General features: G+C 61.2%; 12 protein-coding genes and 1 tRNA gene. 11 read left to right on the forward strand and 2 right to left on the reverse strand.

Features of this window, described 5'->3' with window-relative positions:
* Positions 1-95: 95 nt before the first annotated feature.
* The 4 genes from JV201_RS11250 to JV201_RS11265 are packed head-to-tail and all read left to right on the forward strand — an operon-like array spanning position 96 to position 4,216.
* Positions 96-1,055 carry an ABC transporter permease gene (locus JV201_RS11250; RefSeq protein WP_003208950.1) on the forward strand — a complete coding sequence of 320 codons (960 nt, stop codon included), beginning with the start codon at positions 96-98 and terminating at the stop codon, positions 1,053-1,055.
* Positions 1,056-1,058: 3 nt separating this feature from the next.
* The gene (locus tag JV201_RS11255) at positions 1,059-1,886 is read left to right on the forward strand and encodes an ABC transporter permease (RefSeq protein WP_178965274.1); all 828 of its coding nucleotides are present in this window, start codon (positions 1,059-1,061) and stop codon (positions 1,884-1,886) included.
* A gap of 2 nt (positions 1,887-1,888) precedes the next feature.
* Positions 1,889-3,508 (forward strand): ABC transporter ATP-binding protein, encoded by a 1,620-nt coding sequence (locus JV201_RS11260; RefSeq protein WP_219406913.1) that lies wholly within the window; start codon positions 1,889-1,891, stop codon positions 3,506-3,508.
* Positions 3,509-3,517: 9 nt separating this feature from the next.
* Complete coding sequence (locus JV201_RS11265) at positions 3,518-4,216, forward strand: NAD(P)H-dependent oxidoreductase (protein WP_003208945.1); 699 nt, start codon at positions 3,518-3,520, stop codon at positions 4,214-4,216.
* A gap of 124 nt (positions 4,217-4,340) precedes the next feature.
* On the opposite strand, the gene JV201_RS11270 is transcribed toward JV201_RS11265, so the two are convergent.
* Positions 4,341-5,417 carry a 3-deoxy-7-phosphoheptulonate synthase gene (locus JV201_RS11270; RefSeq protein ID WP_008436060.1) on the reverse strand — a complete coding sequence of 359 codons (1,077 nt, stop codon included), beginning with the start codon at positions 5,415-5,417 and terminating at the stop codon, positions 4,341-4,343.
* A 618-nt stretch (positions 5,418-6,035) separates the two neighbouring features.
* Between JV201_RS11270 and JV201_RS11275 the strand changes: the two genes are divergently transcribed.
* Positions 6,036-6,788, forward strand: a complete 753-nt coding sequence (locus JV201_RS11275; RefSeq protein ID WP_177054170.1) for a carbon-nitrogen hydrolase family protein — start codon at positions 6,036-6,038, stop codon at positions 6,786-6,788.
* A 13-nt stretch (positions 6,789-6,801) separates the two neighbouring features.
* Positions 6,802-7,236, forward strand: coding sequence for a GNAT family N-acetyltransferase (locus JV201_RS11280; RefSeq protein ID WP_219406914.1), 435 nt, complete (start codon positions 6,802-6,804; stop codon positions 7,234-7,236).
* Between the two features lie 64 nt (positions 7,237-7,300).
* On the opposite strand, the gene JV201_RS11285 is transcribed toward JV201_RS11280, so the two are convergent.
* On the reverse strand, positions 7,301-7,540 hold the full coding sequence (locus JV201_RS11285) for a DNA-binding protein (RefSeq protein ID WP_008436063.1): 240 nt from the start codon (positions 7,538-7,540) through the stop codon (positions 7,301-7,303).
* An 81-nt stretch (positions 7,541-7,621) separates the two neighbouring features.
* On the opposite strand from JV201_RS11285, the gene JV201_RS11290 reads away from it, so the two are divergent.
* The 5 genes from JV201_RS11290 to JV201_RS11310 all read left to right on the forward strand — a co-directional run bounded on the left by JV201_RS11290 (position 7,622) and on the right by JV201_RS11310 (position 11,352).
* A complete protein-coding gene (locus tag JV201_RS11290) occupies positions 7,622-7,987 on the forward strand; it encodes a helix-turn-helix domain-containing protein (RefSeq protein ID WP_032899473.1) in 366 nt (121 codons plus the stop codon).
* Between the two features lie 151 nt (positions 7,988-8,138).
* The gene (gene uvrY, locus JV201_RS11295) at positions 8,139-8,780 is read left to right on the forward strand and encodes a UvrY/SirA/GacA family response regulator transcription factor (RefSeq protein ID WP_008436066.1); all 642 of its coding nucleotides are present in this window, start codon (positions 8,139-8,141) and stop codon (positions 8,778-8,780) included.
* A 1-nt stretch (position 8,781) separates the two neighbouring features.
* Complete coding sequence (uvrC, locus tag JV201_RS11300) at positions 8,782-10,620, forward strand: excinuclease ABC subunit UvrC (RefSeq protein ID WP_218173688.1); 1,839 nt, start codon at positions 8,782-8,784, stop codon at positions 10,618-10,620.
* A 32-nt stretch (positions 10,621-10,652) separates the two neighbouring features.
* Entirely contained in the window at positions 10,653-11,213 is a 561-nt protein-coding gene (pgsA, locus tag JV201_RS11305; RefSeq protein WP_003208929.1) for a CDP-diacylglycerol--glycerol-3-phosphate 3-phosphatidyltransferase, read from the forward strand.
* Positions 11,214-11,276: 63 nt separating this feature from the next.
* Positions 11,277-11,352 (forward strand) — tRNA-Gly (locus JV201_RS11310).
* The last annotated feature ends 87 nt before the right edge of the window (positions 11,353-11,439 follow it).

Consider the following 11,439-nt stretch of genomic DNA (forward strand, 5'->3'; position numbering starts at 1 on the left):
CTGTATTGGCTGACACACCGCTTTCGCGAGCAAGCCCGCTGCCACATTGGTCCTGTGTCGCCTTCGAGCACATGCCCCACTCATGAGAACCGAACATGAATAGCCTATTCAAACTGGTACTCCAACGCTTGGCCCTCGGCCTGCTGTCGTTGTTCGCCGTCTCGGTGATCATCTTCCTGGCGGTCGGCATGCTCCCCGGTGATATCGCCCAGGCCATGCTCGGCCAGTCCGCCACGCCGGAAACCGTCGCCGCCTTTCGCGCCCAACTGGGCCTGGACCTGCCGCCCCTGAGCCGGTTCGTGCAATGGCTGCTGCGCCTCCTGCACGGCGACCTCGGTGCTTCCCTGGCCAACCAGCGGCCCATCGCCGAACTGATCGGCGCTCGCCTGGGCAACACCTTGCGCCTGGCGGCACTGGCGGCGTTGGTCTCGGTGCCCCTGGCGCTGGTGCTGGGGATGCTCGCCGCGCTGTACCGCAACAGCTGGTTCGACCGCCTGCTCAACACCTCGGCCCTGAGTGCGGTGTCGTTCCCGGAGTTCTTCGTCGCCTACCTGCTGATCCTGGTGTTTTCGGTCAAGCTGGGCTGGTTTCCCAGCCTGTCCAACCTGGCGCCGGATGCCTCATTCGCCACCATTCTCGAACGTTCGGTGTTGCCGGTGGCCACCCTGAGCCTGGTGGTGATCGCGCAGATGATGCGCATGACCCGTGCCTCGCTGATCAACCTGCTGGCCAGCCCGTATATCGAAATGGCCCGGCTCAAGGGCATCAGCCAGTCGCGGATTATCTGGCGCCACGCACTGCCCAATGCCCTGGCGCCCATCGTCAACGTGATCGCGCTCAACCTCGCGTACCTGGTGGTGGGCGTAGTGGTGGTGGAGGTGGTGTTTGTCTACCCGGGCCTCGGCCAGTTGCTGGTGGACTCGGTGTCCAAGCGCGATATCCCGGTGGTGCAGGCGTGCAGCCTGATCTTTGCCGCCACCTACATCCTGCTCAATACCGGCGCCGATGTGCTGTCCATCGCCACCAACCCACGCCTGATGCATCCCAAGGGGTAGACCATGAGCCTTCTCACACAACTGGCCCGGGCGCCATTGAGCGCGAAGTTCGGCCTGCTGGTCATCGTGCTGTACGTGCTGGTGGCGTTATTTGCGCCGGTGCTCGCACCTTACGGGGAAACCCAGGTGGTGGGTGACGGGTTTGCGCCCTGGAGCGGCCAATTCCTGCTGGGCACCGATAACCTCGGGCGGGACATGTTCAGCCGCCTGGTGTATGGCGCGCGCAACACCCTGGGCATCGCTTTTTTGACCACGGTGGTGGCGTTTTTGCTGGGCGGTTTGAGCGGCTTGATAGCCGCGATCAAGGGCGGCTGGGTCGACCAGGGATTGTCGCGGGTGGTGGATATCCTGATGGCGATCCCGCAACTGATCTTCGCCTTGCTGATCCTCAGCGTGGTGGGCACCAATGCCACCTCGCTGGTGCTGGTGATTGCACTGCTGGATTCGACCCGGGTGTTTCGCCTGTCCCGGGCCGTGGCGATGACCGTGGTGGTGCAGGACTTCGTCGAAGCCGCCCGGCTGCGTGGGGAAGGGCTGTGGTGGCTGGTCACCCGCGAAGTGCTGCCCAATGCCGCCGCGCCATTGATTGCCGAGTTCGGCCTGCGGTTCTGTTTCGTGTTCCTGTTTATCAGCGCGCTGTCGTTCCTTGGCCTGGGCATTCAACCGCCCACCGCCGATTGGGGCAGCATGGTCCGCGACAATGCGGTGCTGATTACCTTCGGCGACATCAGCCCGTTGCTGCCGGCCCTGGCGGTGGCGTTGATCACCGTCAGCGTGAATTTTGTCGTCGACTGGATGCTGCATAAATCCAGCGGCCTGAAGGAGTGTTGAGGATGGACAAGCCATTGCTGGAAATCCGCAACCTGCAGATTGAAGGGCATTACGAAGACGCCTGGCATCCGTTGATCAAGGGTATCGACCTGACGTTGCAACGGGGTGAGGTACTGGGGCTGATTGGTGAGTCTGGCGCGGGTAAATCAACCCTGGGCCTGGCGGCCATGGGCTTTGCCCGCGACGGTTGTCGCATCACCGGTGGCTCGGTGTGCTTTGACGGCATTCAACTGTTGCAGGCCAAACCCGAAGCCTTGCGCAAGCTTCGAGGACTGCGGATTGCCTACGTAGCGCAATCCGCTGCCGCGTCGTTCAACCCGGCCCACCGGCTGATTGACCAGCATGTGGAAACCGCCGTGATCAACGGTGGCATCAGCCGCGCCCAGGCTGAACGCGAGGCGGTGGAGTTGTACCGCGTGCTGCGCCTGCCCAATCCGGAAACCATCGGCCAGCGTTATCCGCATCAGGTCTCCGGCGGGCAACTGCAACGGGTGATGACCGCCATGGCGATGGCCTGTCACCCGGACCTGATCATCTTCGACGAACCCACCACCGCCCTCGACGTCACCACCCAGATCGAAGTGCTGGCGGCGATTCGCGATGCGGTGAAAACCTTCGGCAGTGCCGCGCTGTATATCAGCCATGACCTGGCGGTGGTCGCGCAGATGGCCGACCGCATCATGGTGCTGCGCCACGGCAAGCTGGTGGAGGAGGCCGAGACCCGCACCATGCTCAGCGCCCCGCAGCAGGACTACACCAAATCCCTGTGGGCGGTGCGCAGCTTTCGCACCGAACCCAAGGCCTGTCCCCAGCAGCAGATGCCGTTGCTGGAAGTGCGTCAGGTGTGCGCCAGCTACGGGCATCAGCCGGTGCTGCATGACGTGTCGATGAGCTTGCATCGCGGCCAGACGTTGGCGGTGATCGGTGAGTCCGGCAGCGGCAAAAGCTCCACCGCACGCTTGATTACCGGGTTGCTGCCGGCTACGGCGGGGCAGGTGCTGTATGACGGTGAAGCGTTGCCGGCGGACTTTCGTCGGCGCAGCAAGGAGCAGTTGCGACGGATCCAGATGATTTACCAGATCCCCGATACCGCGCTGAACCCGCGCCAGCGCATCGTCGACATCATTGGCCGGCCACTGACCTTCTACCTCGGCCTCAAGGGCAAGGCCATGCGCGCCCGAGTCGCCGAGTTGCTGGAGATGATCGAGCTGGATCCGGCCACCTTCATGGAGCGTCAGCCCCGTGAGCTGTCCGGCGGCCAGAAGCAGCGGATTTGCATCGCCCGCGCTTTGGCGGCCGATCCGCAATTGATCATCTGCGATGAAGTGACCTCGGCCCTGGATCAATTGGTAGCCGAAGGCGTGCTGAAGCTGCTCAACCGTATCCAGCAGCAGTTGGGCGTGGCCTATCTGTTTATCACCCACGACGTGGCCACAGTGCGCGCCATCGCCGACGAAGTGGTGGTGATGCAGCGGGGCAGGGTGGTGGACCAGGGCAGCCGCAGCGCGATCTTCACCCCGCCGTATCAGGACTACACCGGCCTGCTGTTTTCATCGGAGCCGGAAATGGACCCCGACTGGCTCGACCATTTGCTGGCCGAACGGGCCGCGCTTACTTCTTGAGGAGTTTTTATGAAGGTGTTGATTGTCCACGCCCATCCCGAGCCGCAGTCGTTTACCGCGGCCTTGCGTGACCAGGCCACGGCTACCCTGCAAGCGCAGGGGCATGAGGTACAGGTCAGTGATTTGTACGCGATGCACTGGAATCCCGTAGCCAGCGCCTCGGACTTCACCTCTCGGGAGAACCCCGACTACCTGGTGTATGCCCTGGAGCAGCGCCTGGGGGTGAAAAGCCAATCCATCGCGGCGGATATCCGGCAGGAGTTGGACAAGCTGCTGTGGGCCGATCTGCTGATCCTCAATTTCCCGATCTTCTGGTTCTCGGCGCCCGCGATGCTCAAGGGCTGGATTGACCGGGTGCTGGTGTCGGGCGTGTGCTACGGCGGCAAGCGGTTTTATGATCAGGGCGGGCTCGCCGGCAAGAAAGCGCTGGTCACGGTGACCCTCGGCGGGCGCGAGCATATGTTTGGCGAGGGTGCGATTCACGGGCCGTTGGAGGACATGCTGCGGCCGATCCTGCGTGGCACGCTGGCGTATGTCGGGTTTGAGGTGCTGGAGCCGTTTGTGGCGTGGCATGTGCCGTATATCAGCGCCGAGGCCCGGCAGACTTTCCTGCACAGTTACCAGCAGCGATTGGAAGGGCTGGCGGATGACCAGCCGTTGGTGTTTCCGAAGTTGGCGCAGTTTGATGAGGCTCTTTATCCACTTTAGTCAAGTGAATGAAGATCCAGTGTGGGAGCGGGCTTGCTCGCGAAAGCGGCGCGCCAGTTGATGCATGTGCTGGCTGAACCACCGCATTCGCGAGCAAGCCCGCTCCCACATTTGATCTTCATTGTCAGGCGCGATTGTGTACCCGCAACCGCTCGGCAGCGCTGCGCAGCAGCTGTTCCGTGCCGTCCCAGCCCAGGCAGCCATCGGTGATCGACACGCCGTATTTCATCGACGGGCTCAATGGTTGGCAGCCTTCAAACAGGTGGCTTTCGATCATCATGCCGATCAGCGAGGTGTCGCCCTGCAGGCGCTGTTCCAGCACGTCGTTGAACACCGCCGGTTGGCGCAGCGGGTCTTTGCCGCTGTTGGCGTGGCTGCAGTCGACCATGATCCGCGGCGCGACTTTGCTCTTGGCAAGGTCGGCGTGAACCTGGGCCACGCTCTGGCGATCGTAGTTCGGCCCACGATGGCCGCCGCGCAACACGAGGTGAGTGTCGGGGTTGCCCGGGGTCTGGATGATCGCCGGATGGCCCTGGCTGTCGACACCGAAGTGACGGTGCGGGTGAGCGGCGGAGCGCATGGCGTCACAGGCGATGGCCACGCCGCCGTCGGTGCCGTTCTTGAAGCCGACGGGCATGCCGAGGCCGCTGGCCATTTCGCGATGAATCTGCGATTCGGTGGTGCGCGCGCCAATGGCGACCCAGCTCAGCAGGTCATCGAAGTAGCCGGCAGCCATCGGTTGCAGCAGCTCGGTGGCGACCGGCAGGCCCAGGCGCAGCATTTCCCGCATCAGTTCCCGGGACAGGGTCAGGCCGGCGGCCATGTCGTCGCTGCCATCCAGGCGTGGGTCGTAGGCCAGGCCTTTCCAACCGATGGTGGTGCGGGGTTTTTCGACGTAGGCGCGGATCACCAGCAGCATCTGGTCACTGACTTCATGGGCCAGTTTTTTCAGGTTGCGCGCGTATTCCATGGCCGATTCCGGGTCGTGGATCGAGCACGGGCCGACGATCACCAGCAGGCGTGAGTCTTCGCCCTGGAGAATGGCGCGCACGGCTTGGCGATGGGCGTGGATCTGTTCATTGAGGAATGGGCTCAGGGGCAGTTGGTGCTTGAGCTCAAGGGCACTGGGCAAACGCTGGGTCAGCGCTTCATTGGCGCAGGACAGGGTGGAAACAGGCAGAGCGGCGATCGAGGCGTTCATATTCGGGCTTCCTGGGCAAGCGGCGGGCTGTTCCCGCACGCTCTGCCCTACTGGGGTGTTCGACAATTGGCCGTATTGGCTACGTGTGTTGGCTTGCCACCAATAGGTGACCGATCGGAGGCGGCAGGCTGTCCCGAACGGAGCTTGCTAAATCGCCAGGCGGTGGAGGTGTCGTAGCGGTAATAGGTGGCGTAGTTCATGTCGTGAGTCCTTTAAGTGTTCGGTGTGTGGCAAAAATAATAAGGGCTTAAAAAACAAAACCCCCGGTCGGGGAGCCGACCGGGGGTTAGATTTCTCTGGTAGGCGACCCCTTGAGTAGTGGGCGCCGATTTCAGGTATCAGGCGCGCCAGTGGCTAAACCAATACCCAAAATAAAAGCTGACCAGTGCGCTCAAACCGCTCACACGGGCAGCCACAACCGAGCGCTGGACGCTGGCAGCAGGGCAAACCTGAATGTGGGTGAGTTGCAACATGGTGTGTCTCCAAATGATGGGGGGAGCTTAACTGAGGCGAGCGGGTGGATTCAATCAGTAATTTCTATTGAGTGTGGGTACTTACGGCTATGACCTAAGTGTCGATATGCTGCACGGACTTCACGATGATTGCCTGGATGCGACCATGACTGCCTTGACGATTGCTGCTGCCCAATCCATTTCCATTGCGGGCGACGTACCCGGAAATATCGCGCGTCACTTGGCTTTCATGCGCGTGGCGGCGGAGCACGGCGTGCAGTTGCTGGTGTTTCCGGAACTGTCCCTGACCGGCTATGAACCGTCACTGGCCGCCGGGCTGGCGATCGCGCCCGGCGATGAAGCGCTGGCGCCGCTGCGGGAGATGGCCCGTGAATTGCGCATTACCGCGGTGGTGGGCATGCCGATTCGCCTGGGGGGCGCCAGTGAGGTGTTGATCGGTGCGCTGGTGCTGGGGCCGGATGGCTCGGTGGCGGTCTATACCAAGCAGCATCTGCATCCCGGTGAAGACGTGGCGTTTGCTGCGGGGCAGGGCGGGGCGGCCCTTGAATGGGGGGACGACCGGATCGCCCTGGCGGTATGCGCGGATTTTTCCCACGCCAGCCACCCTCGACAGGCTGCCGAGGACGGGGCGAACATCTACGCTGCGGGTGTGCTGATCAGCGAAGGCGGCTACGCGCCGGACACCGCCTTGCTACAGGGCTATGCCGCCGAGCACCGGATGCTGGTGCTGATGGCCAACCACGGCGGTCCATCCGGTGGCTGGGCCTGCGCCGGGCGCAGCGCAATCTGGGGCGCCGACGGTGGTTTGATCGCGGCTAGCCCGGGTGTAGGCGATACGCTGGTGATTGCACGACGCGACACCGGCGGCCAGTGGCAGGGAGAACAGGTGGCAATCTAGGGAGTTCAGGCACATGGCGTTTCAACTGCAGGCCGCGACCAGCCAACACCTGGCCTTCGCCCGGACCCTGACCCACCAGGCCATGGGTGATTATTATCGCCAATACGACTTGTCGTGGTCCGATGCCGGTTTCGATACCGCCTGGGCCGGACGAGAAAACTGGCTGATCTGTCGCGATAACGAGGTGCTGGGTTTCATCAGCATCAGTCGTGACCCCAAGGCACTGTATATCCGCGAATTGCACATCCTTGAGGCGTTTCGTCATCAAGGGGCTGGCGGCTGGGTTATCGAGCAGATGGTGTACAAGGCGCGCGCGGAAGGGCTGGGTCTTTTACGGTTGACCGTTTTCAAGACCAACCCGGCGCGACGGCTGTATCAACGCAAGGGCCTGGAAATCGTAGATGCGGAGGATTGCTTCTGGCGCATGGAGCGCAATTGCCGGCCGTGATCGGGTGCGAGTACTGCCAGTTCGAGGAAAACAGGCACTTGGTTTTAATAAGCGCATACTCACTTCAAGAAATGACTTCCTGCTCTTGTCTCACGGTTTCGCCCTCAACCGGGATGATTCCGTCCTTCATGCCCAACAGGACCGCCACCTTGTGGGCTTCTCCACGCCGTCCCTTTTTGCGCCCAGCGAGCACTTGATAGGTGGTTGCCGGGTCCACGCCATGTTCCCGGGCGAACGCTTGAACAGACTTACCTTGATGTTCCAGCCAGGCCTTGGCTTGTGCAGCAGTGCGAATACCGGGCATAGTTCAAAACCGTTCAAGTTTGTGTAAAACGAGATGAGTGTGTCACCTCTAGGGGTGTGCCAAATAGGATCATACATCCAAATGAGTGGAATCGGTTTCCGGTTAAGGCAAGAAAGAGAGCGGCTTGGCCTGTCGCAGAAAACTTTTGGTGAAATAGGAGGTGTAGAGGCGAACGCACAGGGTAAATATGAAAATGGCGGACGCGCGCCAAAGGCTGATTACTTGTCCCGCGTGGCAGAAAGAGGTGTCGATATCCTGTACGTGTTGACCGGCAATCCAACGCCGACCCAACTTGAAAACCTGAGCCAGGTCGAGGAGAAAGTGCTGGGGAACTACCGTGCGATGTTCAAGGAAGACCAGGACGCAATCCATCGCCTGACTTCTACCCTGGCCGAGCATTCACTCACCACCAATGGAAAAAACCGGTCATCGGCCCCGGATTCCTGACCTTTTACCCAGGAAATTGAGCCGTCCGCCATTCGGCGGCGGCCCGTTGTGCATTGAAACTCTATATATATGACGCTTGCAGCTAGGTCTGCGCCGTGGTTTTTTGCTAAGGTGTTCAGCAACCTATAAGACCATATCGCGAGGTGTCTGCTTGATTAGGGTGCTAGTAGTCGATGACCATGATCTCGTTCGTACAGGCATTACACGAATGCTGGCTGACATCGATGGCCTGCAAGTAGTCGGCCAGGCCGAGTCAGGGGAGGAATCCCTGATCAAGGCCCGGGAGTTGAAGCCCGATGTGGTTTTGATGGACGTCAAGATGCCTGGGATCGGCGGTCTTGGCGCCACTACAAAGTTGTTGCGCAGCCATCCGGATATCAAAGTCGTGGTAGTGACCGTGTGTGAGGAAGATCCTTTTCCTACACGGCTGCTACAAGCGGGCGCGGCTGGCTATCTGACAAAAGGTGCGGGATTGGCGGAAATGGTCCAGGCCATTCGCCTGGTATTTGCCGGCCAACGCTACATCAGCCCGCAGATTGCCCAGCAGCTGGCGATCAAGTCGTTCCAGCCCACCAGCGACTCGCCGTTCGATGCGCTGTCGGAGCGGGAAATCCAGATCGCCCTGATGATTGTCGGCTGTCAGAAAGTCCAGTCGATTTCCGACAAGCTGTGCCTGTCGCCGAAAACCGTGAACACCTACCGTTATCGGATTTTCGAAAAGCTTTCCATCAGCAGTGATGTTGAATTGACCCTGCTGGCGGTACGCCACGGCATGGTAGATGCCAGCGCCTGAAATGACAGCTCCTGAAATAAAGGTCCAATTCGATCCGAGTGCGTTCCTTGCAACCTGCAGTGGCCGTCCCGGCGTGTATCGCATGTTCGACAGCGAAGCGCGCCTGCTCTACGTCGGTAAAGCCAAGAACCTGAAAAGCCGCCTGGCGAGTTACTTCCGCAAGACCGGCCTGGCAACGAAGACGGCGGCACTGGTGGCGCGTATCGCCCAGGTGGAAACCACCATCACCGCCAATGAAACCGAGGCGCTGCTGCTTGAGCAGACGCTGATCAAGGAATGGCGGCCGCCCTACAACATCCTGCTGCGTGACGATAAGTCCTACCCGTACGTGTTTCTCTCGGACGGCGACTTTCCGCGTCTGAGCATCCATCGCGGCGCCAAGAAGCAGAAGGGCAAGTACTTCGGGCCTTACCCCAGCGCCGGCGCCATCCGCGAAAGCCTGAGCCTGCTGCAAAAGGCGTTTTTCGTGCGCCAGTGCGAAGACAGTTTCTACAAGAACCGCAACCGCCCGTGCCTGCAGTACCAGATCAAGCGCTGCAAGGCGCCGTGCGTGGGCCTGGTTGAGCCTGCGGAATATGCCGAGGACGTGCGTCACTCGGTGATGTTCCTCGAAGGCCGCAGCAATGCCCTGGCCGATGAGCTGTCCGGCGCCATGGAGCAAGCGGCCAGCACCCTGGATTTCGAGCGCGCCGCAGAGCTACGCGACCAGATCTCCCTGCTGCGCCGCGTGCAGGACCAGCAGAGCATGGAGGGCGGCACCGGTGACGTCGACGTCATCGCCGCCTTCGTCAACCCGGGCGGCGCCTGTGTGCACCTGATCAGCGTGCGCGGCGGCCGGGTGCTGGGCAGCAAGAACTTCTTCCCCCAGACCGGTATAGAAGAGGAGGTCGCCGAAGTCATGGCGGCGTTCCTCGGCCAGTACTACGTCAGCAGCCCCGAGCGCGACCTGCCGAGCGAACTGATCGTCAACGTGGTGCACGAGGACTTCCCGGCGCTGATCGAAGCGATTCACGAACTGCGTGGCCGCGAGCTGGACATCAGCCACCGCGTGCGCGGCACCCGTGCGCGCTGGCAGCAGTTGGCCGTGACCAACGCCGAACAGGCCCTGGGCGCACGCCTGGCCAACCGCCAGCACGTCGCCGCGCGATTTGACGCCCTGGCCGAAGTGCTCAAGCTCGACGAGCCGCCCCAGCGCCTGGAGTGCTACGACATCAGCCACTCCAGCGGCGAGGCTACCGTGGCTTCCTGCGTGGTGTTCGGGCCGGAAGGGCCGATCAAGTCCGATTACCGGCGCTACAACATCGAAGGCGTCACCCCGGGCGATGACTATGCCGCCATGCACCAGGCCCTGACCCGCCGCTTCAGCAAACTGAAGGACGGCGAGGGCAAGCTGCCGGACATCCTCTTGGTGGATGGTGGCAAGGGCCAGCTGTCCATGGCCCGCGACGTACTCAACGAACTGGCGGTACCCGACCTGATCCTGCTCGGCGTGGCCAAGGGTGCCACCCGCAAGGCCGGTTTTGAAACCTTGTACTTGAATGATGCAGCCCATGAGTTCACCTTGAAGGGCGACTCCCCGGCGCTGCACCTTATCCAGCAGATCCGCGACGAAGCTCACCGTTTCGCCATCACCGGCCACCGTGCCCGACGTGGCAAAACCCGGCGTACCTCAACCCTGGAAGGGGTGGCAGGGGTCGGGCCGACACGGCGGCGGGACTTGTTAAAACATTTTGGTGGCTTGCAGGAGCTGTCCCGTGCCAGCATCGAAGAAATAGCCAAAGCTCCCGGTATCAGTAAAAAGCTCGCAGAGTTGATTTATGCAAATCTGCACAGCGAGTAGAATGCCTTCTCACCTCGTAGCCAGTTGTGCCGATGAATATCCCTAATCTGATCACCGTACTACGCGTCCTGCTCATACCGATTTTCATATTGCTGTTTTACCTGCCGTACGAATGGAGCTACATGGCATCCAGTTCGGTGTTTGCCTTCGCAGCCGCCACCGACTGGCTGGACGGTTACCTGGCCCGTCGCCTGGAACAGAGCACGCCGTTTGGCGCGTTCCTGGACCCGGTGGCCGACAAACTGATGGTAGCGGTCGCCCTGGTGCTGCTGGTGCAGGAACACGGCAACCTGTGGCTGACGTTGCCGGCGGCCGTGATTATCGGTCGCGAGATCGTGGTCTCCGCCCTGCGGGAGTGGATGGCCGAAATCGGCGCCCGAGCCCACGTGGCCGTGTCCAACATGGGCAAATGGAAAACTGCGGCGCAGATGCTTGCCCTGGTGATCCTGCTGGCCAACCCGTCGGATTTCTCCTTCTGGGTATTGCTGGGCTATGCCTTGCTGCTGATCGCTGCGGGCCTGACCTTGTGGTCCATGCTGCAATATTTGCGCGCCGCCTGGCCGCATCTGCGCACCGAGGTTGAAAAGAAATAAAACTTTTTTGAATCAAGGGGTTGACGGGTGATGAGGATTCTATAGAATGCGCATCACCAAGACGCGGGAATAGCTCAGTTGGTAGAGCACGACCTTGCCAAGGTCGGGGTCGCGAGTTCGAGTCTCGTTTCCCGCTCCAAACACAAAAAAAAGCCACTCAATAGAGTGGCTTTTTTTTGCCTGGGATTTAAGGAATAGACGCTTCGGCGTCTTTTTTCGTTTCTGC

Origin of the sequence: Pseudomonas sp. Colony2 (assembly GCF_019382755.1) — a bacterium.
Lineage (GTDB): Bacteria > Pseudomonadota > Gammaproteobacteria > Pseudomonadales > Pseudomonadaceae > Aquipseudomonas.